This window comes from Marinobacter nauticus, from assembly GCF_003634635.1.
Classification (GTDB): Bacteria; Pseudomonadota; Gammaproteobacteria; order Pseudomonadales; family Oleiphilaceae; genus Marinobacter; species Marinobacter nauticus.
Window position 1 is genome coordinate 1,077,241 of sequence record NZ_RBJB01000003.1, and the last position, 25,057, is coordinate 1,102,297.

Genomic DNA, 25,057 nt, shown 5'->3' on the forward strand with positions numbered 1-25,057 from the left:
TCGGATTCCACTATGCCCCGCATCCGTTCCATTATCGTCTCCATTCTGGCCATGCGACGGCTATGGCAGGCAGCGCTGTTTGTTTCCATTGCAGCCATCCTTTACCTGGCAACCACCAGTAACAGTTACCCCATCCCTGCGGCGCCCAATGACAAGATCAATCATCTGATTGCCTTTCTGGAGCTCACCCTGGTGACCCGCCTGGCATGGCCACGGCTTTCTGTGCTTTGGTATGCCCCCGCCTTGCTGGTTTTCGGCCTGATACTGGAGGTGGTGCAAGCCAACCTGCCGTACCGGGATTTCTCCCTCGCAGATCTGACAGCGGATGCCGTTGGCATCGGGCTTGGCCTGCTGCCTTGGCCGGGACTTCGACTGGCTCAAGAAACGGATTTGCGAAAATCGCCCGAATCCTTGTGAGACATTTCCTACATACCTGTAGGAACTCCCTGTGACATCTCGTACGCAGTCTGTAATTCCAGTTACAAACCAAAGTCTACATGAATGATTTGTAACAACTTTCCCATGTTTGACGAGTTCGGCAACGCGTTCTGCGTGCATAGTTCACACGTTTGTAAAGCTGGCATTGGTAATATGAACACCGTCAAGGATGACAGGGAAAGGACGACGCACTGGATGCACCCCGGCACGGACTGCGGGGAGAAGCAGGGACACAGGGACGCTTCGCTTAAGGGATAACGAATCGGATCGCCGGCTCGGATGCTGGCACCAGGGAACGGCAGCAAGGAATGGCAACACGGCAGTTGCCCATCGCGCACGGAGGCGCCAACCTGTTCCGAATCTGAACTGCCCCGGACGGCGGTTCAGTACCTGTTCAAGGGCAGCTTGATGGCTGCCCTTTGTTTTTTCTGGTCAGAGAAATTCAGTCACCGCCGGCCAGATAGATCCTCACCTTGTTGAATTCCTCAAACTCATTCAGATCCGGCCAGGTTCTGGCTTCGATCACAGCCTGCTGCACATAACCGGAATGACCAAGATCCTTCACTCGCGAATCCGCCAGCAGCACTTGGGGCGCGGCTGCTTCGAAGGCCGCCAGTAACGGGCGATTTTCAGGGTCGTACAGAACATCCGCAGCGGTAATCAGGTCGACGCTCCCGGGCCGGTTTGCCCAGTCGTCACACAGATCAATCTCCACATTGTTCAGGCGGGCATTGGCAGCCGCGGCATCCAGCGCTGCCGCGTCGATGTCGCAGGCTATGGACCGGGCAGCACCGGCCAGTGCGGAGGCGACAGCCACGACCCCTGAACCGGAGCCAAAATCCAGCACGGTCTTGCCAGCCACCACGTCCGGATGCTGCAGAATCCACCGGGCCAGCACCTGCCCGCTGGCCCAGCAGAACGACCAGTACGCCGGCTCGGCCACCACAGCCTGGGCTTCATCATGGCTCAACGGTCCATCCAGCACCCCCGGGTCAAACAGATACAGCTGGATATCCGGGCAGCCCGCAGGCGCCGAAACCGCCACCCGACCTCGACTCAGTGTTTTCTGAAGATGCCGATTGAGAACATCCGGGCTCATAATTTTCCCTCGCCAGTGCTGAAAGGACGTGGGATTGTACCCTTGTCCGGGATGCCGGGATATCGCCGGTTCGGTATACTGCCGCCTCACCCTGAATCACAGTGATCCGTTGATATGGCCAGCAGACCCGATACCGACGACTACCTCAACCTGTTCCTGAACGATGTGCCGCTGATGGACGTCCGGGCGCCGGTGGAATTTGCCAAAGGTAGCTTCCCGTCTGCAGAAAACGCCCCGCTGATGAACGACGAAGAACGGCACCGGGTGGGCATCTGTTATAAGGAAAAGGGCCAGGACAAGGCCATTGAACTGGGGCACCAGTTGGTCTCCGGCGACATCAAGGCCCAGCGAATTGAAGCCTGGAAGCGCTTTGTGGCACAACACCCGGAGGGGTATCTGTTCTGTTTCCGGGGCGGATTGCGCTCGCGCCTGACCCAGCAGTGGATCAGGGACTCCGGCATCGACTACCCGCTGGTGAAAGGCGGCTACAAGGCCCTGCGTCGCTTCCTCATTGACAGCCTGGAAGCACAGATCGAATCAGGTCAGTTCCGGATTCTCAGCGGCCGCACCGGTACTGGCAAGACCCGGGTACTGATGCAACTGCCCAATCCGGTCGATCTGGAGGGCCTGGCGAATCACCGGGGCTCCAGCTTTGGCCGGCAGGTAACTCCCCAACCCTCCCAGATCGACTTCGAGAACCGGCTGGCGGTGGCCATGCTCAAGGCCAGGCACCAGGTGGGAGGGCCAATCTACCTTGAAGACGAAAGCCGCCTGATTGGCCGCTGCGCCCTGCCGGAAACCCTTCGGGCCCGGATGTCTGAATCACCCCTGCTGATTCTGGAACAGGCCATGGAAGAGCGTATTGCCATCATCCGGGCCGACTACGTTGAAGGCATGCTGGCCAGTTACCGGGCCAGGGACGGTGAAGACGCCGGCTGGCTGAATTTCCGGGACTACCTGTTGAGCGCCATCGACCGCATTCGCAAACGCCTGGGCGGCGAGCGTTACCAGAAACTCCGTAACCTGATGCTGCAGGCTCTGGATCAACAGGAAGCCAATGGCTCCCTGGAAGGGCATCATGGCTGGATTGAGGCCCTGCTGACCGACTACTACGACCCCATGTACGACTACCAGCTTACCCAGAAACATGGCGAAATACTGGTACGGAGCGGCCCCGAAGTCATCACCGAGTGGGCCAGATCCCGCACCAGCACGTAATCCTGGGCGTTGGCAGTAATGCCGTGTACAGCTTTCTCTGCTATATAGTTGGTTCAGACAAATCCCGCTGAACCACGTCATTTGTCGATAAGAACTCACTCAGAAAATATTAACGATCAAGGAGTTTTCCCTATGGAAGAGTTATTCGGTGCTAACGGGCAGGCCTCTGAATGGGCGGATCAGGCCATTGCCCTGATCATGGCTTATGCCCCAAAGGTTCTGCTGGCGATTGTTACGCTGATTATCGGCCTCTGGCTGATCAACCGGTTCGTCAGGGTGCTGGACAACCGCCTTGGCAAAAAAGATCCGACCCTGAACAAGTTTCTCTGTGGCCTGATCAGCGCCATTCTGAAGATTCTGCTGCTGATCTCCGTCGCCTCCATGGTGGGCATCGCTACCACTTCGTTTGTCGCCATCATCGGTGCCGCCGGCCTGGCGGTGGGCCTGGCCCTGCAGGGCAGCCTGGCCAACTTTGCCGGTGGCGTGCTGATCCTTATCTTTAAACCCTTCAAGGTCGGCGATGTTATTGATGCCCAAGGCTTTCTGGGCTCGGTGCGGGAAATCACCATCCTCTACACCATCGTCGACACCTTCGACAATCGCCGGATCGTGATCCCCAACGGCCAGCTTTCCAACGCCAGCCTGACCAACCTGAGCGCCTACGAAACCCGCCGCTGCGACATGAGCTTCGGCATTGGCTATGGCGATGACATCGACAAGGCCAAGGCCATCTGCAAACGCCTGATCGAAGAGGATGAGCGCGCCCTGAAAGACCCGGCGCCGCTGATCGTTGTTGGCGCCCTCGGCGAGAGCTCGGTAGATCTGACGGTGCGCGCCTGGACCAAGGGCGCCGATCTGTGGCCGTTCTACTGGGATATGCAGGAGCGGGTGAAAAAGGCCTTCGACGCCGAGGGTATTTCGATTCCTTTCCCGCAACGGGACGTGCACATGTACAAGGCTGATTAAACGGAACCGTTTCACATGGAAACATCCGGTAACTCGCAAAGTGCGTATCCTGAACTAAGCTGACGACAAGGCGGGGTTAAAAACCTCGCCTGCCATCGGGGCCCGGCCCGGGAAAGGCGGATGGCTCCACAACACTGTCGATGCTGTCAGGAGGTTGTGAACATGCCGGCAAAGCAGCTGAAAACATTTCTGGATGAGGCAGGTGTGGACTACATGTGCCTCTCTCACCCCCCAGCCTTTACCGCCCAAGAACTGGCCCATCACGTCAGGATTGCCGGAGACCGGGTAGTAAAAACCGTCATTATCGAACTCGATGGCAAAATGGCCATGCTGGTCATGCCGGCCACCTGGCGTATTCGCTGGGACAGACTGAGCAAGATTCTGGACACCGATTTTGTCGACCTGGCCGACGAACAGGCCTTTCAGGATCGCTTCCCCGATTGCGAAGTGGGCGCCATGCCGCCGTTTGGCAACCTCTTTGGCATGAGCGTTTACTGTGCCGAGGCTCTGACCGAACAACCGGAACTGGCCTTTGCCGCCGGCAGCCACAGCGAATCCATTCACATGAACACCCGGGACTTCCTGAGTCTGGTTCAACCCATGGTCATCAACCAGGGCTTCACCCGGCCGGGCGCCCGCAAACCGGCCTGGCTGGTCCGCAACCCCCGCCGCTCCGGCAACCGGGAGGAGACAGCGGCCACCTCCATGGCAGGCTACTGATCCACCCGGGATTGACCCCGGTCGCTTGTCTGCAGCACGGCATCGCGTAAACTGAGGCCAGCAGACAGGAACCGGATATGACACAGACCTTTGACACCATCATCGTAGGCGCCGGCATGGTCGGCGCCGCACTTGCCACCGGGCTGGGCCAGCAGGGCATCCGCGTGGCCCTGATCGACCAGGCTTCCCCCGCCCCCTATCAGCCAGACAGCCACCCGGATATCCGGGTATCTGCCCTCAGCGCCGGCAGCGAACGCTATCTGGCCAGCCTGGGTGCCTGGCCGCGAATACTGGCCATGCGCGCTACCCCATATTGCCGCCTGGCGGTCTGGGACGAGACACCAAATCCGCTCAAACGACTGGTGCCCCGAAGCCTGACCGAGGTGGCATTCGACGCCAACAGCCTGGGCGCGCCGCATCTTGGCCATATCGTTGAAAACAGCATTACCCAACTGGCCCTGTGGCAAACTGCCGAAACGGAACCTGACGTCACCCTGATCACAGGCCACAGCGTTCGGGATCTGGTCCAGAGCGCAGAGTACGCCACGGTGACCCTGGATGATGGCCGCCAGTTGCAGGCCCAGCTGGTGGTCGGCGCCGATGGCGCTATGTCCCGGGTGCGGGAATTGGCAGGTATCGGCGTTACCCGGGATCAGTATGAGCAGCAGGCCATGGTGATTTCGGTGCGCTATCGGGGCGGCGTGGAAGACATTACCTGGCAGGGCTTTTACCCCAGCGGCCCCAGGGCCTTCCTGCCCCTGCACAGCGCCGGCGAGCAACACCCCGGAGAGAGCTGGGGCTCCCTCGTGTGGTACGACCACCCGGCCCGACTGGACGAACTCAAGGCCATGGACGAACAGCAACTGATGACCGAGATCCAGCAGCATTTCCCCGAACGACTACCGGAACTGACCCACATTGACGCCAGGGCCAGCTTTCCCATCGCCCGCCAGCATGCCAAGCACTATTACCAGAACCGGGTGGTGCTGGCAGGCGACGCCGCCCACACCATCAATCCGCTGGCGGGCCAGGGCGTCAATCTGGGCTTCCAGGACGCCCAGTGCCTGCAGGGCGTGCTGAAAGAAGCCCGGCGCGGGGGCGAAGACCTGGCCAGTGCGCACTGGCTCAAACTCTATGAACATCGCCGCCGGCCCGCCAACCAGCGGATGATGCTGACCATGGATCTGTTCTACCACCTGTTCAGCAATGCCATTCCGCCGGTGCACCTGGCCCGCAATCTCGGGCTTGGCGCGGCCCGGGTACTGCCGTTCGCACGCAATCGCGTCGCTCGCTACGCCATGGGCCTGGATGAACAGTTGCCCGCGCCGATTCAACAAATCGTTAATCGCCTGCCCGGCCTGGGTGGCCTATAGTGGCGTACGCGCATTTACTCGACACAAGGAGCCGTTATGTCTGAAACCATCTTCACCAAGATCATCAACCGGGAAATTCCCGCCGACATCGTGTACGAAGACGACATCAGCCTGGCCTTCAAGGACATCAATCCACAGGCCCCGGTGCATCTGCTGATCATTCCGAAGAAAGCCATTGCCACCATCAATGACATTGAGGAAGACGACCGTGAGCTGGTCGGCCATCTTTACTGGGTGGCGGCAAAGCTGGCCAAAGACATGGGCTTTGCCGACGATGGCTACCGGGTAGTGATGAACTGCGGTGAGAATTCCGGCCAGACCGTGTTCCACATTCACCTGCATCTGCTCGCCGGCAAGCCCCTGGGCTGGCCGCCATACACCGACAAGATGAAACAGGCCTGAGCATCCTTCTCACAGACTTGTCTCACAGAATGACAAAGGGCAGCACCGAGGCTGCCCTTTTTGGTTACTGTACGGCCGACCGCTTCAATCGTCGGCTCCAACGCTGTTTGGCATAGCGGCGCAGGTTGGAGACATTATCGGTCTCATCCATGATCTCCGTACCCAGCAGGGTTTCCAGAATATCCTCCAGAGTCACCACCCCAAGCCAGGTCCCCAGTTCGTCGTACACCACCGCAATGTGCTGGCGCTCCCGCAGCATTTCCGAAAACAGAAATTCGATGTTGGTGTTGGCTTTTACCTGCTTGATCTGGCGCAGCCGGCTTTGCAGGTCGTCATCGTCGCTCATGCTGATCAGGTCTGCCCGATGCACGTACCCCAAAGTCTCCCCGTCTTCGTCAATCATCGGGTAGCGTGAAAACGGCGACTTCATCACTTTATCCCGGAATTCCGGCACGGTGGTGTCCGGATCAATAAATTTGCACACCGTGCGGGGGGTCATGATGGAACTGACCTTGATCTCGTGGAAACGAAGTACGTTGTGGATAATCCGGCGCTCTTCCTCATCCAGAGCCTGCTGATCACGGCCGATCTCTACCAGCGCACTGATTTCGGCCCGGATGTCGGTATCGCCGTCACCCGGGGCAATCCTGCGCGTAACCTGCTTCGACAGCCAGACAAACGGCAGCAGGGCTTTCATCATGAATCCCAGCACCGCCGGCAGCGAAGGGGCGATCACACGCCAGTACTTGGCGCCGATGGTTTTCGGGATGATTTCCGAAAAGATCAGGATCGCCAGGGTCATCGCCGCTGACGCCGCACCCAGCCAGACCTCACCGAAGACAACCGCCACCTGGGCTCCAACGCCGGTAGCGCCGGCCGTATGGGCAATGGTATTGAGGGTCAGGATCGCGGAAAGCGGATCGTCGATTTCATCCTTGAGCCGGCGCAAGCGTGCAAACAGTTGCGGCCGATCATTTTTCAGGGACGCGATGTAACTGGGCGTGATAGACAGCAGGGCTGCTTCGAGAATAGAACAGAGAAATGAAAAGCCGATGGAGATAATCGCGAATGCGACAAGGAGAATCATAGGGCCTCAGAAATGGATTTGTCCCCGCCATGATAGCGCAACTGCGGGCAGGGACAAGAGCGGAAACGGCCACCAAAAGCAGCCGTTTCCAGCCACCTGGGATTAGCGGCCAACCACCCGTTCTGCTTCCTCCATCGGGGTATGGCGAACGTCTTCGCCCTTGACCATGAAGATCACGTTCTCGGCAATGTTGCAGGCATGATCGCCCACCCTTTCCAGAGCACGAAGCACCCACATCACTGACATGCAGCGGGAAATATTGCGGGTATCTTCCATCATGAAGGTCAGCAGGGTGCGGGCAGCAGCCTGGTACTCTTCATCCACTCGCTTGTCCTCTTTCATGATCCGCAGTGCCTGCTCGGAATCCAGCCGGGCAAAGGCATCCAGTGCATCATGCAGCATGGTCAGCACATGGTTGCCAATGTGACGGATTTCGACGTAACCGCGGGGCGCCTGACCTTCCTCCACCAGCTTGATGGCCATTTTGGCAATCTTTTTGGCTTCGTCTCCAACCCGCTCCAGATCCGCCACCATCTTGATCACAGAAATCACCAGGCGCAGGTCCCGGGCAGTGGGCTGACGACGGGCGATGATCAGAGTGGCCTCTTCGTCCAGGTCCACTTCCATTTTATCGACTTTCTTGTCGTTGGCGCGCACTTCCTCCGCCAGGTGGCTATCGCCATCAACCAGGGCCTGCACTGCCCTTTCGACCTGGGTTTCCACCATTCCACCCATCTTGAGGAACTGGGTCTTCAGCTCCATCAGTTCATCATTGAACTTGTGGGAAATGTGATCCCCGTAAACGTCGTCCTTTTTATTAGGCATAGTGTCTGTCTCCGTTATCCCCGAACATGCATCAGCCGAAACGGCCGGTAATGTATGACTCCGTCAGCTCATGTTCCGGAGAGGTGAATACTTTGTCGGTTTCGTTCACTTCCACCAGGTGGCCAAGGTGGAAGTAGGCGGTGCGATGGGACACCCGGGCCGCCTGCTGCATGGAGTGGGTCACAATGACAATGGTATAGCTCTCGGACAGCTCCGCAATCAGCTCCTCAACCTTGGCCGTGGCAATCGGGTCGAGTGCGGAACAGGGTTCGTCCATCAACACCACCTCCGGGCTCACGGCAATCGCGCGGGCAATACACAGCCGCTGCTGCTGGCCACCGGACATCCCGGTGGCGGTGGCATCCAGACGGTCTTTTACTTCGTTCCAGAGCCCCGCCTTGCGCAGGCTGTTCTCCACAATGTCATCCAGATCGGACTTGCGATTGGCCAGGCCGTGGATGCGTGGGCCATACGCCACGTTATCGTAGATCGACTTGGGAAACGGGTTCGGCTTCTGGAACACCATGCCCACTCGAGCACGCAACTCCACCACATCCCGCTTGGAATCGTAGATGTCCTGCTCGTCCAGCTGCAGCGAGCCCTTGACCCGACAGATGTCGATGCTGTCGTTCATGCGGTTCAGGCAACGCAGGAAGGTGGACTTGCCACAGCCCGACGGCCCGATAAACGCAATCACCTCGTTACGGGCAATATCCAGGCTGATGTTCTTGATGGCCCGGTCTTCACCGTAGAAGACCTCGACGTTGCGCAACTTGAACTTGGGATCGTCGGCAAACGGCGTTCCGACCGTTTTACCCTCTTCAATCACTGTCTCTGCCGGTCGTTCATCCTGCACCGGAATGGCCTTCTCTTCAGGCACATCAGCCTCACTGGTTACCGTTGTATTCAGGGTATTCATAAAACTCCTCCTCACCACCGGCGCTCAAGACGCTTACGAAGCCAGATGGCCAATGCATTCATTCCAATCAGGAAAGTCAGCAGCACCATGATGGCTGCTGACGCTCGTTCGATAAAGGCAAGCTCCGGGCTGCCGGCCCACAGGAACACCTGTACAGGCAATACCGTGGCGGAATCGAAGAAACCATCGGGCACATCCACGATAAAGGCCACCATGCCAATCAACAGCAAGGGTGCAGTTTCTCCCAGCGCCTGGGCCATGCCGATGATGGAACCGGTCAGCATACCCGGCATGGCCAGCGGCAGCACATGGTGCAACACCACCTGCATTTTGGAGGCACCGATGCCCTCGGCCGCCTCACGGATGGAAGGCGGCACACTCTTGATCGCCGCACGGCTGGAAATAATGATAGTGGGCAGGGTCATCAGGGTCAGTACCAGACCACCCACCACCGGCACCGAACGCGGCATGCCGAACAGGTTGATGAACACGGCCAGACCCAGCAGACCGAAGATGATTGAGGGTACCGCCGCCAGGTTGTTGATGTTGACCTCAATGAAGTCGGTCAGTTTGTTCTGGGGCGCAAACTCCTCCAGATAGATGGCCGCAGCCACCCCGATCGGGAACGACAGCGCCAGAGTCACAACCATGGTCAGCAAAGAGCCAACAATCGCCCCGAGAATGCCGGCACGGGACGGATCCCGGGAGTCGCCACGGCTGAAAAACACATCGTTGAAACCGGTATCCACCACGCCGCGCTCATACAGAGCATCCACCCAGCCGCGCTGCTTTTCATTGAGCTTGATGGAGTAACTCGCATCCCCGGCATGTTTGACGTACACATCCACATCGGTATGGGACAGGAAGGTCATGGTCTGGGTGGTGTTGAGCAACTCGGGGTTTTCCCGAAGCGCATCCCGTAACTGATTGGAGGCATAGGGGTTGATCAGATCACGGACATCGTCCCTGTCCGACTCCCCGGCCTCAGGGATTTCTTTCATCAAGGCGCGGATCAAGGGCTCGACAAAGTCGGCCATTTTCATCTGGCGTTCGTCGGACGCGTCGTCCAGATACATGGCCTCACCGTCGATATCCACCTCCAGGGTAACGGTGGTTTTGATAAAGGCGGTATGGCCCTTGCCAATAATATCGGCAAACAGGATCACCAGAGCCGACAGGGCAATGGCGATGGCAGCGATACCATAGGCACGGAAGCGGCGTTCCTTGCGGTAACGGCGCTTGAGCGACTGGCGGACAAGTTCCGCCTGTGAACGTTGATCAGTCATACTGTTCCCGATATTTGCGGACAATTTTCAGAGCAATAACGTTAAGCAGGAGCGTGGCCAGGAACAGCATCGCACCCAGGGCGAAGGCGGCCAGAGTTTTGGCGCTGTCGAACTCCTGGTCACCGGTCAGCAGGGTGACAATCTGCACGGTTACGGTGGTCACCGATTCCAGCGGGTTAGCGGTCAGATTCGCCGCCAGGCCTGCAGCCATCACCACGATCATCGTTTCACCAATGGCCCGGGATACCGCCAGCAGTATCCCGCCCATGATCCCGGGCAACGCCGCAGGAAAGATAACCTTTTTCATGGTCTCGGACTGGGTGGCGCCGAGCGCCAGCGAACCATCCCGGAGCGTTTGCGGCACGGCGTTGATAACGTCGTCGGAAAGAGAAGAAACGAAAGGAATAATCATGATGCCCATCACCCCACCGGCTGCCAGGGCACTTTGGGAAGACGCATTGATACCCAGGGAAGCGGCAAAATCACTGATAAACGGCGCCACCGTCAGGGCGGCAAAAAAGCCGTAAACCACAGTCGGGATACCCGCCAGCATTTCCAGCAGCGGCTTGAAAATACCCCGTACCCGCTTGTTGGCATACTCAGACAGATAGATGGCCGATAACAGCCCTACCGGGACCGCAACCACCATGGCAATGGCAGAGATCAGCAGCGTGCCTGTAAACAGGGGCACCATCCCGAAGGCGCCCTCGGCTGCCACCTGATCGGCGCGCAACGCCGTCTGGGGGCTCCACTGGGTGCCGAAGAAAAACTCAAAGAAGGAAATCTTCTGGAAGAAACGGAAGGTCTCAAAGGCAACCGAAAAGACAATGCCAACCGTGGTGAGGATCGCCAGCGCAGCACAGGCGAAAAAGATCCACTTCAGGGTGGTTTCAACCTGGCTCCGGGCATTCAGCTTCGGGCTGATCCGGATCCAGCCCAGAAAGCCGGCCAGCACTGCAACGGCCACAACCAGAACCGACATGTAGAGCCGACTTTGAGCACGCAACGCCTGCAACCGCTCGGCTGCCTCGGCAATCGGAGCCTCGACAAAGCCCGGAGGCAGGGCGCCACTGGCCACATTGCTGATTTTGCTGAGCAGCAGACTGGCCTGCCCTGCCCCTTCCGGCACCAGGTCTGGTGGCAGGGAGCCGATCACCAGCAACTGAATGACTTTACCCTGAAATGCCGCCCACAGTGCCAGCACAATCAATGCCGGAATGCCGCACCAGAGCGCAGCACGGGCACCGTAATAGAACGGCAGGGATTTGAGATGCCGGATACCACCCATAGGCATGGCCAATGAGCGGGAGCGGGCATATCCAAGACCATAAGCCACCACCACGAAGGCAATGACCAATAGCATGAGGTTAGCCGGTTGCATGAAAATTCCTGTTTGACACGTTTAGCAGGTCACAAGTGTAAAGCGTAAAAAACCAATTCGCACTTTCAACTATCTTACGTGCGAAAGGGTGCGGCCCTTCAGAGACGCACCCTTTCGCTCACTACTCGCGGTAGTCCGCGCTTACATCAGCTCGTCTTTGGTCAGGTTAGGCATCTTTTCAGCCTTCTCCTGCAGATCCATCAGCGCATCGCGCGGCGGAACGATCAGACCAACGCTTTTCAGGTAGCCATTCGGGCCCATGGCGCCCATGCCGGTGAACTCCTGAGCGTATTCCTGGATACCGGGAACCACGCCCACGTGGGCTTTCTTCACGTAGAAGAACAGTGAACGGGCAACCGGGTAGTCATCGGCAGCGATACCTTCGGCAGTCGGAACCTTGCCGTTCAGAGTAGCGGCCTGCAGACGATCAGCATTCTCTTCCAGGAAGCTGTAACCGAAGACGCCGTACATGCCGGTATCACCAATCAGTTTCTGGACGATCAGGTTGTCATTCTCACCCGCTTCGATGAAAGCGCCGTCTTCGCGAATGCTCTGACACACACCTTCCATGTCATCTTCACTCATGTTGGCAACCGCAGGCAGGTCTTCACAGCCGCCCTGCAGAGCCAGCTCGTTGAAGGAGTCACGGGTACCGGAAGTCGGAGGCGGCCCCATCACACGGATCGGCTTGTTCGGCAGACTGGAATCGATGTCGCTCCAGTTCTTGTACGGGTTGGCGATCAGCTCATTCTCGTTTTTCGGGTTGGGTACTTCTTTACCCAGCGCCAGGAACAGCTGCTCCAGGGTTACTTCAAGATTTTCGGCTTCTTTGGAGCTGGCGATCACGATGCCGTCAGAACCAATGCGGAACTCGGTGATGTCCTTCACGCCGTTGCTCTGGCACAGATCAAACTCGGACGGCTTCATACGACGGGAAGCGTTGGTGATGTCCGGGTGCTGGGTGCCTACGCCCTGACAGAACAGCTTCAGGCCGCCACCGGAGCCGGTGGATTCCAGCTTGGGTGTCGGGAAATCGGTGTTGGCACCAAAACGCTCGGCTACCACAGTAGCGAACGGATACACGGTGGAAGAGCCCACGATGCTGATGGTGTCGCGGGCCATGGCCGGTGCAGACAGGGCGGCAACAGAGCCGGCCAGCGCAACGGTTGCAAGTGCTTTGTTCAGTTTCATCACGTCGAGTCTCCATTATTTACTTTGGACGTTGTGTCGGATGTGCTTTACCGATGACTGCATCCTAGGGGCACTCTGTGACAACTTTGTTACAGCTTTTGAAATATAGCTGTCATTGTTCAAATTTTCTTGCAGCCCCGCGCCAGCCCGTTACCATGCACAGAAAACAACTCACAAGCTGTACAGGCGATCCTGATGACTGCGTACGATGATGACAAACCGGCCCCCCGGGGCGAGATGATGCTGCAGGTGGTGCCACTGCCGTCAGACACCAATGCCAACGGCGACGTCTTCGCCGGCTGGCTGGTCAAACAGATGGATATTGCGGCAGCGACCATGGCCGGTCGCATTTCCCAGGGCCGTAATGCCACCGTCGCGATGGACAGAATGGAGTTTCTGTCACCCTTGCGTGTGGGCTCCCAGGTGGGCTGCTACTGTGAATTGGTGGACATCGGCCGCAGCTCCATGAAAATCAACGTGGAAGTCTGGACACTGGACCGCGCCTCCAAGACACCCCGCAAGGTGACTGAAGGTCTGTTCGTGTACGTGGCGATTGATGAGCATGGGCGCATCCGGGAAGTCCCGGAGCAGAATCACTAAGCCCGCGCCATCAGCTGCTGAATCAGCGCCTGGTACTTCGGGGCCAGTTCTGAAGCCCGCCAGGCTTGTGGCGGGTTAAGCTCGGGAGGTTGCTTTAACAGCAGCACCAGCCGTTCAGCGGCCGCCAGGGCTTCCCCGCCGGGATCGGATTCCAGGCTCCGGTATCGGCAGTCTGCCGGCACATATTCCCGGTAGGCCAGCCGGTCCGGTGCCAGCGGCAAGCATCCCGATGCCATCGCCTCCAGCATCGCCAGACCCTGGAAATCGTGCAGGGCGGTCGACACCACGATATCGGCACTGCGCAACAGCTGATCGTAATCTTGCCGGTGTTCCAGAAAGCCCCAGTGTTCAATGCGGCGGGCAAATTGCTGGTAAATCCGGTCAAAGGCTTGCGGGCGGCTGCGAAAGCCTTCACCCACCACACTGATGCGATAGCCCAGCTTGCGCTGCTCCAGCTGTTCCAGCAGGCCGAACAACCGGTCGGGCCCCTTGTCGTATTCCCAGCGATGATTCCATAACAGATGCGGCCGTTCCCGGTTCACGGACCGTGGCTGCTCGATAAACAACCTGTCTTCAATCGGCACCGGCAGCACCGAAGACCTTTCCCTGAGCGTTTCCATCACACCGTCGGGCACCGCATCCGGCATTTTGTTGAGAAAGTCTTCGACACCCTGCAGAAAGCTGTCCCGGTTCCAGGCACTGTTAAAGACCACTGCATCGGCGGCCAGAGCGCTGTAGAGATTGACCATCTGCGGCTCTACCCGGCCTCGCTGCTGATCGCTGACCGGAAAGGCAAACTGGTTCTCATGCATATAAAGCAGGCAGGGGGTGTTCGCGATTCGAGGGTGCAGCCCGCGCAAGGTGGCCAGATCAACCATGGAAGTGGCAATGACCAGATCCCAGGATTCGTCCAGGCCGGGCTGATGCAGCCAGCTCACCGGATTACCTCGAATCCGCCACTGAAAGAATCTGGGCGGAAGCGCCAGCGTCTGCCAATGATAATCGGGCAGCATGGTGACCAATTGCTCGCGCCAGCGCTGATGACTGGCAGCATCATAAGCGGACAATAACAGAATGCGTTGGGTCATGACGGTCCAAAGCAGGAGGTCGACGTAATCGGCAAGTATATCAGGCCTCGGGCTTTCCCCGGCTCAGTGACCACAGGCCGAACACCGGTCCCGGCAAAAGCAGCAACGCTACCCAGCCCCCCCAGGCATTCCAGAGCCCACTGGTGAGCCAGATGGCGGGCAGGGTCAGGCCAAAGCCGACCGCGTTCATGACCGCCAGAGATGAGCCAACGGTTTCTTTCGGGGCCGTGACTGCAGCCAGCGCGGAGAATTGCGGGGAATCGGCCACCACAGCGACGCCCCAAACCAGTAACGCCGCCATCAACAACTCCGGGGGCAGCCCGTTCATCCAGGGATAGAGCAGGCACAATACCCCGGACACCATCAACGCCCGCCGGGCAACCCACTCACTACCCCGAGTCCGACTGATCCGGCCGCCGCCAATACATCCAGCCGCACCCATACCGATCACCGCAAACGACAACCAGGGGATCAAGGCATCACCCTGTCCCAGCCGCTGCAGTTCTCGCCCGATCAACAGCGGCACCAGCGTCCAGAAGGCGTATAGCTCCCACATGTGGCCAAAATAACCACCGGCCACGGCCCGGAACCGGGGCAGGCGCAAAGCAGACAGTCCCTGTCTCAGGGGAAGCCGCCCACTGGCTTTGGGCAGGTGCGGCCCGTCACCCAACAGAAACACCAACAGCCCGCCCAGTAGCGCCAGACAGGACGATGCAAACAGTGGCCACTCCCAGGGCATACCTGATGTTGCCCCTCGCATCAGATGTGGCAGAGCGGTACCCAGAGTCAGCATACCCACCAGCCAGGCCAGGGCGGCGCCGGCGTATTTGGGTGTCCAGGCAATCACCAGTTTCATACCCAGGGGATAAATTCCGGCCAGACACAGGCCGGTAGCGAACCGGAACAGGCTGTCCAACGGAAACACCCCGGCCACCACTACAAAGCCGGCGTTCGCCAGTGCGCCCATCAGGCTCGAAATAAGGAAGATGCGGCTGGCGCCGAAGCGATCCGCCAGGCCGGTCACCGCCAGAGCAAGCGTACCGGCAATAAAACCCGCCTGAACAGACAGCGTAAGCCGGCCCAGATCCGATTCCGCTAACCCGAGTTCGGCTGACAGGGATAGCCAGACCCCGTTGATACTGAACCAGAGGGAGGTGCCGAACAATTGTGCGAGCACAATGACTGGCAAAGGATAACGTTGCAGTAGGCTGGTCATATTATTGTCTTTGTGGTTACCGGAAAGCCAAGCCTAGCTCGAAACCCGACTGAGACCCCATGCGACTTTGGTGCCCGGTCACGGTTTGGTTAAACGATCCAGCCGCAGGCGCTCCCGGTCATCAAACAGCCGCCGGCCTCCCCAACTGACCGCCATCATCGCGCCAAACCCCGTGCCGACGGTAATAATCAGCATAACCAATATCTGGTACTTAACGGCGACCGCGGGCGGGCTGCCCGCCAGTATCTGACCGGTCATCATGCCGGGCAGGCTGACAATGCCGGCTGCTGCCATGGCGTTAATGGAGGGCATCATGCCACTGCGCATGGCTTCCCGACGGATGTCTTCCAGTGCCTGTTGCCAGGTCTGGCCCAGCATCAGCCGGTTCTCGATTACCGCCCGCTGGCGCCAGACCGAATCATTCAGACGATCCAGGGCCAGGCTGACCCCGGTCATGGTGTTGCCCAGCATCATACCCAGCAAAGGAATCGCGTACTGTGGGGTATACCAGGGCTCCGGACCAATCACCACCGCCAGTGCCAGCACGGTCACGGTAAACGACGACACGAACATCGCGCCGGTGCCGATCCCGAACGCCCACCCGTCTTTCAGGCGTCGGCCCTGGCGCGCCACCACTTCCCGACCAGCCACCAGCAGCATGACCGCCGCCAGCAGCGCAATCCAGTAGAAGGCGGAAGAGGCAAACAGGGCTTCCAGTACCAGGCCAATCAATGCCAGCTGAATAACCGTTCGTATGGCCGCCACCAACAGGCTGCGGGTGATGCCCAGCCGCCCCAGGTAGGCTGTCGCTGCCAACGCCAGTACCAGCAAGGCCGCCAGGCCCAGTTTCCACCAGGCCAGGTCAATCACTTCCATGGACAGGCTCCAGTGCGGATCCTCGAATCCGATAGTGAACGTTGGCTACCCGATGAATCTGGGCGGAATCATGGGCGACCCACAGAGTGGCGATCTGCCGCTGTTCAATCTCCTGCAACAGCCAGCGTTCGATCGCCTCTGTCGATTCGTTATCCAGATTGGCGGTCGGTTCATCCAGCAGCAGCGCGTCTGGTTCCTGAACCAGGGCCCGCCACAACGCGAGTCTTTGTCGCTCACCGGAGGACAACCGGCTGACCGACCAGTCCATCACCTCGGCAGGGAAACCCAGAGCGGCAGGCAAACGCTCACCAGCCCCCTCGGGAAAGTGGGCGCTTACCTCATCAAACCACCACTGGCTTTCCGCCGGCACCATCACCACCTGGCGCCTCCACTGATGTGCCGGTACGCTCTGTTGATTGAGGTTATCCAGAGAAATCTGACCGCCGTGGGGTTCCAGATCGGCCACCGCGCGCAGTAACCGGCTCTTGCCACTGCCAGAGGGGCCCGACAGGCACACCACCTGTCCGCGGGGAACAGTTAGCGATACCTCATTCAGCACGCCAATGCTGACACCTTGAAGCAACAACCCTGTCAAAGCCGGCTCACCAGGGCAGTTCCTCACCGTTGCTGTGCCAGAACGACCCGGTGTTCTCCAGAGTCAGATTGGCAATGCGCTCGGCCAGCCCCCTGGCAGACTCCTCCGGCGTGATCAGCCCGCCAAAGTTCACCATTCGCGTTTTCACATAACCGGGGTGCAGCTGCGCCACGGCAATGCCCCTGGGTTTGAGATCCACCGCCAGGGATTTTCCGAAAGCGTTCAGCGCAGCCTTCGATGCCCGATAGCCATAACGGCCGCCGGAGTCGTTGTCGGCGATAGAGCCCATCCGGCTGGTTATATTGGCGATCTTGCTGCCCTGCCCCATCAGAGGCGCCAGGGCTTCGGCCACGCGCAGTGGCGCGTAGGCGTTGATTTCCATCTGGGTGCGAATGGAGTCGAAGTCGATACTGCCCAGCTGCTCGTCCTGAAGCAGGCCGGCGTTGTTGATCAGCAAGCTGATACGCTTGCCCGCCAGACCGGATTTCAGCTTATCGATGCCGGCATCGGTGGTGACATCCACGCCATCGATCACCTGACCCGCCACACCGGCAAGCTCTTCCGAGGACTGTCGGCATACGCCAATGACCTCGCAGCCCTCAGCGGCATAATGCCGGGCCAGCTCCAGACCAATACCCCGATTGGCACCGGTAATGACCACCACATTGGAATCAGACATAGCCTTTTTCTCCTATTGGTTTCTCCGCTCGTTCCGGCAACCATACTGACAACGCTGCCGCTGTGGCTACCAGGGCAGCGGAAATCCATAAACAGGCTTCCAGCCCGTAGGCCTGGTACACCCAGCCAGAGAGAATGGTGCCCAGCAGCCGGCCGGCGGCGTTAGACATATAATAGAACCCCACATCCAGCGATACACCGTCACCCCGGGCGTAGCTGACAATCAGGTAGCTGTGCAGCGAGGAGTTGATGGCAAACAGCACCCCGAACAGCAGCAAACCGCCAATCACCACCACCTGTGCCGGCCAACCGGCCAACAGAGCCCCGGCAATGGCGGCAGGAACCAACGCCAGCACTGCCGCCCAAAGCACGGCACCGGACTTACCGTTGGCGTGGCCGGTGATTCTGGGCGCAATGGTCTGGATAAAACCGTAACCGATAATCCAGCTGGCCATAAAGCCGCCAACTTTCCAGTGGTCCCAGCCGAACACCGTGGCCATGTACACCGGCAACGCCACTACAAACCACACGTCCCGGGCGCCGAACAGGAACATCCGGGCCGCCGACAACACGTTGATGGCCCGGCTCTTGGACAGGATCTCGCTGAACTTTGGCTTGGCCTTGCTCTTGCCCAGGTCCTGCCCCAGCAGGAACAGACTGGCCAGCCAGACCAGGCCCAGCGCTACCGCCATGAGGATCACCGCACCGGTAAACCCGGCGGCCATCAGCAACACGCCACCGAGGAAGAAGCCCACCCCTTTCAGGGTGTTCTTGGAGCCGGTGAGAATGGCCACCCACTTGTACAGGGTGCCCTGCTGCTCATCCGGCACCAATAACTTGATGCCGCTCTTGGCGGACATCTTGTTCAGGTCCTTGGCAATACCCGACAACGCCTGCGCCGCCATCACCCAGGGCACCGTGAGCATGGCCGCCGGCACCGCCAGCATGGCCAGCGCGACGATCTGCAGGAACAGCCCGATGTTCATGGTGCGGTTCAGGCCCATGCGGGCCCCCAGGTAGCCGCCCACCAGGTTGGTCACCACCCCGAAGAACTCGTAGAAGATGAACAACAGGGCGATTTCCAGGGGCGAATAGCCCAGCTGGTGAAAGTGCAACACCACCAGCATTCGCAGGGCGCCATCGGTCAGGGTGAAGGCCCAGTAGTTGCCGGTGATCACCAGGTACTGGCGAATGGCGGCATTCATATCAGGCCTGGCCTACCTTGCGTGCCAGTTCGACGGTGCGGTTGGCGTAGCCCCATTCGTTGTCATACCAGGCGTAGATTTTCACATGGGTGCCGTTGACCACCAGGGTGGACAGGGCATCGACGATGGAAGACCGGGGGTCGGTTTTGTAGTCGATGGACACCAACGGCCGCTCTTCGTAGCCCAGAATGTCTTTCAACTGGCCCTCAGCCGCCTCTTTCAACAGTTGGTTGACGGTATCCCGGTCCGTCGGCGTCTCTACTTCAAACACGCAATCGGTCAGTGACGCATTGATCAGCGGAATCCGCACCGCGTGGCCATCCAGCTTGCCTTTCAGCTCCGGGAAGATCTCGATAATCGCCGTGGCGGAACCGGTGCTGGTGGGGATCAGCGAGCTACCACAGGCACGGGCCCGGCGCAGGTCCTTGTGGGGCGCATCGATATTGGTCTGGGTGTTGGTCAGGCTGTGGATGGTGGTCAACGAACCGTGTTTGATACCGAGTTTCTCGTGGATTACTTTCACCACCGGTGCCAGGCAGTTGGTGGTGCAGGAAGCCGCGGTGATGATGCGGTCATTGGCCGGGTCGAAGATGTGCTCGTTTACGCCCATGACAATGTTCTTCGCGCCCGACTCTTTCACCGGCGCAGTCACCACCACCCGTTTTACACCCTGATCCAGGTAGCCCTGTAGAACAGCCACCTTCTTGTTCACACCGCTGGCTTCGATCACCAGGTCGCAGCCGGACCAGTCGGTATCGGCAATGGCTTTGTTGTGGGTCACGCGGATGCGCTGGCCGTCAATCACCATGTCATCGCCATCGGCGGTGGCTTCGTAGTTCCAGCGGCCATGCACGCTGTCGAAGTTAAGCAGATGTGCCAGAGTATGGGTGGGTGCACCCGGGTCGTTGATGGCAACAAATTCCAGCTCCGGCCAACCCCATGCGGCCCGCAGCGCCAGCCGGCCAATGCGGCCGAATCCGTTAATTCCTACCTTGATCTTGCTCATGGTGTTCTCCTTGCGCGATTCGCAATCCGTGTAATGGTTCTGTTCAGGAGCATTGAACTGCCGGGCGGTCGGCCATGGCCTGCAACCTGGCCAGGGGCTGCGCGATCAATGCTGTATTGTTCCGTGAAGTTTCATCCAGAACCCGCACTATCCAGTCTGGCAGGTGCGGATGAAGGTAATAATAGACCCATTGGCCCCGGCGCTCTGTTTCCAGAAGGCCGGCATCCCGCAGGGAGGCCAGGTGACGGCTGACTTTTGGTTGGGAGACGTCAAACGCCTCGGTAAGCTCACACACACACAGCTTGCCCTGGTCTTTGATCAGCAGCAGAGCTGCCAGGCGCAGGTCGTCGGCCATGGCCTTGAACACAGCCACCGGGTTGTAGTCGGCCGGTTTCAGGCCGGTCTCTTTCTGGTGCACCAGGGTGAACAAACCAATACGCTCCCTGATCTCTTTCAGCGTCAAGGCAAAAGTGGCGTGCCGATTGGCCTCAGCCGGGTCCGGAAAGTCCCAGGCAATCTGCTGGGCACCGGACGATACCCTGGCGCACTCCCGGGCAGCTTTTTCACACAGGGTAATCACGTAATCCCAGTACTGGTCCTGCAGTTCAGACAGCGACTTGCTATAAAGCCCATCCACCGGAATGCCGGCTTCCTGCAGCACCTGTAGCGCCAGCGGGTGCGGTTCACCGGGCTCGGTGCCGGCACTGGCCACCTCGAACCGGTCGCCAGCCATGTGTCGAAGCAGCGCTTCTGCCATCAAGGAGCGGGCGCTGTTGGCCGTACAGACAAACAAGACTCTTCTTTTCATACGAGATTCCGTATATTCGATTTGCCACATATTCATTTTTTGGGATAATAGCCGTCAACTGTGACAGAGTAAAGACGGCAAACGGACCCATCATGAACATCGACAACCTACCGAGTATTGACGCCGAACTAATGAAAGCACCTACAAATGAGGATCTGTTCGCCGCGGTGCCTTCCGACCACAAACCCAGAATTCTGCTGCTGTATGGCTCCCTGCGCGAGCGCTCGTTCAGCCGCCTGGCGGTGGAAGAAGCCGCCCGGTTGCTGGAAGCCATGGGCGCGGAAACCCGCATTTTTAACCCCCGAGGACTGCCCCTGGCCGATGCCGAGGATGCCTCCCACCCCGAGGTTCAGGAGCTGCGGGAACTGGTGCAGTGGAGTGAGGGTATGGTGTGGTGCTCCCCTGAACGCCACGGCGCCATGACCGGCATTATGAAAACCCAGATCGACTGGATACCGCTGTCCCTGGGTGCGGTTCGGCCGACACAGGGCAAAACCCTGGCAGTGATGCAGGTATGTGGTGGCTCCCAGTCATTCAACGCCGTTAATCAGCTGCGGGTGTTGGGCCGGTGGATGCGCATGGTCACCATTCCGAACCAGTCCTCGGTGCCCAAAGCCTACATGGAATTTGATGGCAACGATCGCATGAAGCCCTCGCCCTACTACGATCGCATCGTGGATGTCATGGAAGAGCTGATAAAATTCACTTTGCTGGTACGGGACCGCAGTGATTACCTCACTGACCGCTACTCCGAACGCAAGGAAAGCGCCGAAGAACTGTCGAAACGTGTGAACCAACGTTCCATTTAAGGGTGTGCCATGAGCAGTAACAGCGATGTGAACACGGTTGAAACCACTGACGGCGGCCTGGACCTGTTCGGGCGCTACCTTTCCGTGTGGGTGGCACTGGCCATTGTCGCCGGTGTAGCTATCGGGCAGCTTGCCCCCTCGATTCCCGAGACCCTGTCCCGCTTTGAATACGCCCAGGTGTCCATCCCTATCGCCATCCTGATCTGGGCGATGATTTTCCCGATGATGGCACAAATCGATTTCAGCGCCGTGGTCGGGGTGCGAAAAGAGCCGAAGGGCCTCGCCATCACCACTATCGTGAACTGGCTGATCAAACCCTTCACCATGTTCGCCATTGCCTGGTTTTTCCTGATGGTGGCGTTCGAGCCCTGGATCGCCCCGCAACTGGCCAGCGAGTACCTGGCCGGTGCCATTCTGCTGGGGGCTGCGCCCTGCACCGCCATGGTATTTGTCTGGAGTTACCTGACCAAAGGCGATGCCGCCTACACCCTGGTGCAGGTGTCCCTGAACGACATCATCATGCTGTTCGCCTTTGCGCCGATTGTGGTTCTCCTGCTGGGGATTTCCGACATCCAGGTACCCTGGGATACGGTGATTCTGTCGGTGGTCTTATACATCGTGATCCCGCTTACCGCCGGTTACCTGACCCGCCGGGCCCTGATCGACCGCCACGGCGAGCAGTGGTACGACGACGTGTTCATGAAGCGCATTGGCCCGGTGACACCGGCGGCGCTGATCATCACCCTGGTGTTGCTGTTCGCCTTTCAGGGTGAAGTCATTCTGCAAAATCCGTTGCATATACTGCTGATTGCCGTGCCACTGGTTATCCAGACGGTGCTTATCTTCCTGCTGGCCTACGGCTGGGCCAGGCTGTGGAAAGTACGCCATTGCATTGCCGCCCCTGGGGCCATGATCGGTGCCAGCAACTTCTTTGAACTGGCGGTGGCGGCGGCCATCGCCCTGTTCGGCCTGCAATCGGGCGCGGCCCTGGCCACGGTGGTGGGCGTACTGGTGGAAGTGCCGTTAATGCTCGCACTGGTGCGCATTGCCAATAATACCCGGGACAAGTTCCCGGCCTGATCACAAGGACTTTCAGGAGCAAGCATGCCCCCCGGTTCGACAACAGGACGAATTCGCGAAATCTTCCTGGCCTTCCTGGCCCTGGGCCTGACCTCTTTTGGCGGCCCGGCCGCGCACCTGGGTTATTTCCGCAATGAATTTGTCGCCCGGCGCCGCTGGCTGTCCGAGCAGGACTATGCGGACCTGGTCGCCCTGTGCCAGTTCCTGCCTGGCCCCGCGAGCAGCCAGGTGGGCTTTGCCATTGGCCTGCAGCACGGTGGAGGCTGGGGGGCCGCGGCGGCCTGGACCGCCTTCACCCTGCCCTCGGCGATCATTCTGGTGGCCTTTGCCCTCAGTGCCAGCCTGCTGGATGGCCCGGTCAGCCAGGGCATTATTCATGGTCTGAAAGTGGCAGCCGTCGCGGTGGTGGCTCATGCGGTGCTGGGCATGGCTCGTACCCTGTGCCCGGACCAGCAAAGGGCAGGCATTGCGCTGGCGGCGGTTCTACTGGTGGTGTTTGTGGGCGGCACGGCAGGGCAGATTTCTGCGATCACCCTTGGCGCCCTGGCCGGGCTGGCTCTGTGCCAGTCTGCCGATGATGGCACGGCCGGGCATTCCGGCCTGTCTGTGTCTGCGGCTACCGGCAAGCTTACGGCCTTTCTGTATGTTTTGCTGCTGGCCGGACTCCCCCTCCTGGTGTGGCTGACACCCTCTACCCTGCTGGAAATGCTGGACGGCTTCTACCGAACCGGTGCCCTGGTGTTTGGCGGCGGCCATGTAATGCTGCCCCTGCTGGAAGCGGAAGTTGTGCAAACCGGCTGGGTAACCGCCGACGAATTCCTCGCCGGCTACGGCGCCGCCCAGGCCATTCCCGGCCCGCTGTTTACCTTTGCTGCCTATCTGGGGGCGGTCATGGGGCCCTCAGCACCCATTATCTGGGCCCTGCTGGCCCTGCTGGCCATTTTCCTGCCCGGTATGCTGATTCTGTTGGCGGTACTACCCCACTGGAACAACTTTCGCCGCTGGCACCGGGCGCAAGCCCTGATGCGCGGCGCCAACGCCGCCGTAGTGGGCATTCTCGGTGCCGCGCTTTACCAGCCGGTATTCACCAGTGCCATCGTCGGCCCCGGCGAGTTTGCCCTGGGCCTGACCGGTTTTATGCTGCTAAGCATATGGAAGCTCCCGGCCTGGGCCGTGGTGATTGTGATGGCCACCGGCGGCGTGCTGCTCGGTGCGTAACCTGCCGCGCCTGTTCAGCCGGCAGCCACCCTGCTAATATCGCGCTCGTTTTTTGAGCGCGCCGAACCCGTTAATCAGCACCACCGACCGGAATTAAAAGAATGGATATTTTCCAGGCCCTTTTCCTTGGCCTCCTCCAGGGACTGACCGAATTCCTGCCCATATCCAGCTCCGCCCACCTGATCCTGACACCGGCCTTCTTTGGCTGGGAAGACCAGGGCGTCGGCTTCGACTTGTCGGTGCACGTGGGCACGCTATTGGCCGTGGTGCTCTACTTCCGCCGGGATGTCTTCGGCATCGCCCGGGACGGCCTGATTTCCATGGGCCAGCGCAAAATCGTCGGCCAGGGCGCCCTGGCCTGGTACCTGGTGATCGGCACCATCCCGGCGGGCCTCGCGGGCCTAGCCCTGCTCGACATGATCGACAACGAACTGCGGGGCGCCTCGGTGATCTTCTTCACCACCCTGGTGTTCGGCATCCTTCTTGGCATTGCCGACTGGCTCCCCAAACGCCAGCGCACCATGGATTCCCTGAACTGGAAAGACGCTGTTATCGTTGGCGTCGCCCAGGCCATGGCTCTGGTCCCCGGCACCTCCCGCTCGGGCGTCACCATCACCGCCGGCCTGTTCCTGGGCATGACCCGGGAAACCGCCTCGCGGTTTTCCTTCCTGCTGGCGATTCCGATTATCGTGCTGGCGTCGGCGGTAAAGCTGCTGGAAGTGGCCACATCCGACGTAATCGTGGACTGGAATGGTTTCCTGATTGGCGGCGTCACCTCGTTCCTGATGGCCATTACCGCCATCCACTTTTTCCTGAAGTGGCTGAACAAGGTGGGCATGTGGCCGTATGTGATCTACCGGATCATTCTGGCTGGGGTGATTTACGCGGTTCTGATGTAAACCGTTTTCTTTAAATACTTGGCGGCCTGCACAGCACCAAGAGTGCCGGGTTGGGGTTGGCTTTCCAAAAAATT

26 protein-coding genes are annotated in these 25,057 nt (G+C 59.4%); 11 read left to right on the forward strand and 15 right to left on the reverse strand.

Features of this window, described 5'->3' with window-relative positions:
* The first annotated feature begins 12 nt into the window (after positions 1 to 12).
* Positions 13 to 417 carry a VanZ family protein gene (locus C7436_RS10955; RefSeq protein ID WP_023009474.1) on the forward strand — a complete coding sequence of 135 codons (405 nt, stop codon included), beginning with the start codon at positions 13 to 15 and terminating at the stop codon, positions 415 to 417.
* Between the two features lie 463 nt (positions 418 to 880).
* Here the strand turns inward: C7436_RS10955 and C7436_RS10960 are convergent, their stop codons facing one another.
* Positions 881 to 1,537 (reverse strand): 50S ribosomal protein L11 methyltransferase, encoded by a 657-nt coding sequence (locus C7436_RS10960; RefSeq protein WP_121207834.1) that lies wholly within the window; start codon positions 1,535 to 1,537, stop codon positions 881 to 883.
* A gap of 114 nt (positions 1,538 to 1,651) precedes the next feature.
* On the opposite strand from C7436_RS10960, the gene mnmH reads away from it, so the two are divergent.
* From mnmH to C7436_RS10985, 5 genes are all read left to right on the forward strand, one after another.
* Positions 1,652 to 2,755, forward strand: coding sequence for a tRNA 2-selenouridine(34) synthase MnmH (gene mnmH / locus C7436_RS10965; protein ID WP_121207835.1), 1,104 nt, complete (start codon positions 1,652 to 1,654; stop codon positions 2,753 to 2,755).
* A gap of 132 nt (positions 2,756 to 2,887) precedes the next feature.
* The gene (locus tag C7436_RS10970) at positions 2,888 to 3,721 is read left to right on the forward strand and encodes a mechanosensitive ion channel family protein (protein ID WP_011787027.1); all 834 of its coding nucleotides are present in this window, start codon (positions 2,888 to 2,890) and stop codon (positions 3,719 to 3,721) included.
* Positions 3,722 to 3,883: 162 nt separating this feature from the next.
* Positions 3,884 to 4,441 carry an aminoacyl-tRNA deacylase gene (locus tag C7436_RS10975; RefSeq protein WP_121207836.1) on the forward strand — a complete coding sequence of 186 codons (558 nt, stop codon included), beginning with the start codon at positions 3,884 to 3,886 and terminating at the stop codon, positions 4,439 to 4,441.
* Between the two features lie 77 nt (positions 4,442 to 4,518).
* Positions 4,519 to 5,814 carry an FAD-dependent monooxygenase gene (locus C7436_RS10980; protein ID WP_121207837.1) on the forward strand — a complete coding sequence of 432 codons (1,296 nt, stop codon included), beginning with the start codon at positions 4,519 to 4,521 and terminating at the stop codon, positions 5,812 to 5,814.
* 36 nt (positions 5,815 to 5,850) lie between these two features.
* Positions 5,851 to 6,216, forward strand: coding sequence for a histidine triad nucleotide-binding protein (locus C7436_RS10985; RefSeq protein WP_113879123.1), 366 nt, complete (start codon positions 5,851 to 5,853; stop codon positions 6,214 to 6,216).
* A 64-nt stretch (positions 6,217 to 6,280) separates the two neighbouring features.
* Here C7436_RS10985 and C7436_RS10990 read toward each other — a convergent pair whose 3' ends face one another.
* From C7436_RS10990 to C7436_RS11015, 6 genes are all read right to left on the reverse strand, one after another.
* A complete protein-coding gene (locus C7436_RS10990; protein ID WP_113879122.1) occupies positions 6,281 to 7,303 on the reverse strand; it encodes a CNNM domain-containing protein in 1,023 nt (340 codons plus the stop codon).
* Positions 7,304 to 7,405: 102 nt separating this feature from the next.
* On the reverse strand, positions 7,406 to 8,128 hold the full coding sequence (phoU, locus tag C7436_RS10995; RefSeq protein WP_011787032.1) for a phosphate signaling complex protein PhoU: 723 nt from the start codon (positions 8,126 to 8,128) through the stop codon (positions 7,406 to 7,408).
* Between the two features lie 31 nt (positions 8,129 to 8,159).
* Positions 8,160 to 9,047, reverse strand: coding sequence for a phosphate ABC transporter ATP-binding protein PstB (pstB, locus tag C7436_RS11000; protein ID WP_011787033.1), 888 nt, complete (start codon positions 9,045 to 9,047; stop codon positions 8,160 to 8,162).
* Between the two features lie 11 nt (positions 9,048 to 9,058).
* Entirely contained in the window at positions 9,059 to 10,333 is a 1,275-nt protein-coding gene (gene pstA, locus C7436_RS11005; RefSeq protein ID WP_121207838.1) for a phosphate ABC transporter permease PstA, read from the reverse strand.
* On the reverse strand, positions 10,326 to 11,714 hold the full coding sequence (gene pstC / locus C7436_RS11010) for a phosphate ABC transporter permease subunit PstC (RefSeq protein WP_011787035.1): 1,389 nt from the start codon (positions 11,712 to 11,714) through the stop codon (positions 10,326 to 10,328). Before pstC ends, pstA begins: the two co-directional genes overlap by 8 nt.
* Positions 11,715 to 11,855: 141 nt before the next feature.
* On the reverse strand, positions 11,856 to 12,908 hold the full coding sequence (locus C7436_RS11015; RefSeq protein WP_121207839.1) for a substrate-binding domain-containing protein: 1,053 nt from the start codon (positions 12,906 to 12,908) through the stop codon (positions 11,856 to 11,858).
* A gap of 192 nt (positions 12,909 to 13,100) precedes the next feature.
* Here C7436_RS11015 and C7436_RS11020 point away from each other — a divergent pair, with 192 nt between their 5' ends.
* A complete protein-coding gene (locus C7436_RS11020; RefSeq protein WP_011787037.1) occupies positions 13,101 to 13,505 on the forward strand; it encodes an acyl-CoA thioesterase in 405 nt (134 codons plus the stop codon).
* Here C7436_RS11020 and C7436_RS11025 read toward each other — a convergent pair.
* The 8 genes from C7436_RS11025 to C7436_RS11060 all read right to left on the reverse strand — a co-directional run bounded on the left by C7436_RS11025 (position 13,502) and on the right by C7436_RS11060 (position 20,977).
* The gene (locus C7436_RS11025) at positions 13,502 to 14,593 is read right to left on the reverse strand and encodes a tRNA-queuosine alpha-mannosyltransferase domain-containing protein (RefSeq protein ID WP_121207840.1); all 1,092 of its coding nucleotides are present in this window, start codon (positions 14,591 to 14,593) and stop codon (positions 13,502 to 13,504) included. The two genes, C7436_RS11020 and C7436_RS11025, sit on opposite strands and share 4 nt — an antisense overlap.
* A 40-nt stretch (positions 14,594 to 14,633) precedes the next feature.
* Positions 14,634 to 15,809, reverse strand: coding sequence for an MFS transporter (locus tag C7436_RS11030; RefSeq protein ID WP_121207841.1), 1,176 nt, complete (start codon positions 15,807 to 15,809; stop codon positions 14,634 to 14,636).
* Between the two features lie 78 nt (positions 15,810 to 15,887).
* Complete coding sequence (locus tag C7436_RS11035; RefSeq protein WP_121207842.1) at positions 15,888 to 16,685, reverse strand: ABC transporter permease; 798 nt, start codon at positions 16,683 to 16,685, stop codon at positions 15,888 to 15,890.
* Positions 16,672 to 17,280: an ABC transporter ATP-binding protein gene (locus C7436_RS11040; RefSeq protein ID WP_121207843.1), complete on the reverse strand. Its 609-nt coding sequence runs from the start codon at positions 17,278 to 17,280 to the stop codon at positions 16,672 to 16,674. The genes C7436_RS11035 and C7436_RS11040 overlap by 14 nt, the downstream gene beginning before the upstream one ends.
* A gap of 7 nt (positions 17,281 to 17,287) precedes the next feature.
* Complete coding sequence (locus tag C7436_RS11045; RefSeq protein ID WP_121207844.1) at positions 17,288 to 17,959, reverse strand: SDR family oxidoreductase; 672 nt, start codon at positions 17,957 to 17,959, stop codon at positions 17,288 to 17,290.
* A complete protein-coding gene (gene arsJ / locus C7436_RS11050) occupies positions 17,952 to 19,163 on the reverse strand; it encodes an organoarsenical effux MFS transporter ArsJ (protein WP_121207845.1) in 1,212 nt (403 codons plus the stop codon). Before arsJ ends, C7436_RS11045 begins: the two co-directional genes overlap by 8 nt.
* A 1-nt stretch (position 19,164) precedes the next feature.
* On the reverse strand, positions 19,165 to 20,169 hold the full coding sequence (locus C7436_RS11055) for an ArsJ-associated glyceraldehyde-3-phosphate dehydrogenase (protein ID WP_121207846.1): 1,005 nt from the start codon (positions 20,167 to 20,169) through the stop codon (positions 19,165 to 19,167).
* A 43-nt stretch (positions 20,170 to 20,212) separates the two neighbouring features.
* Entirely contained in the window at positions 20,213 to 20,977 is a 765-nt protein-coding gene (locus C7436_RS11060; protein WP_121207847.1) for a metalloregulator ArsR/SmtB family transcription factor, read from the reverse strand.
* Positions 20,978 to 21,069: 92 nt separating this feature from the next.
* Between C7436_RS11060 and arsH the strand changes: the two genes are divergently transcribed.
* The 4 genes from arsH to C7436_RS11080 all read left to right on the forward strand — a co-directional run bounded on the left by arsH (position 21,070) and on the right by C7436_RS11080 (position 24,983).
* The gene (gene arsH / locus C7436_RS11065; protein WP_121207848.1) at positions 21,070 to 21,786 is read left to right on the forward strand and encodes an arsenical resistance protein ArsH; all 717 of its coding nucleotides are present in this window, start codon (positions 21,070 to 21,072) and stop codon (positions 21,784 to 21,786) included.
* 9 nt (positions 21,787 to 21,795) lie between these two features.
* Entirely contained in the window at positions 21,796 to 22,866 is a 1,071-nt protein-coding gene (gene arsB, locus C7436_RS11070) for an ACR3 family arsenite efflux transporter (protein WP_121207849.1), read from the forward strand.
* 24 nt (positions 22,867 to 22,890) lie between these two features.
* On the forward strand, positions 22,891 to 24,084 hold the full coding sequence (chrA, locus tag C7436_RS11075; RefSeq protein ID WP_121207850.1) for a chromate efflux transporter: 1,194 nt from the start codon (positions 22,891 to 22,893) through the stop codon (positions 24,082 to 24,084).
* Positions 24,085 to 24,185: 101 nt separating this feature from the next.
* Positions 24,186 to 24,983 carry an undecaprenyl-diphosphate phosphatase gene (locus C7436_RS11080; RefSeq protein WP_023012092.1) on the forward strand — a complete coding sequence of 266 codons (798 nt, stop codon included), beginning with the start codon at positions 24,186 to 24,188 and terminating at the stop codon, positions 24,981 to 24,983.
* The last annotated feature ends 74 nt before the right edge of the window (positions 24,984 to 25,057 follow it).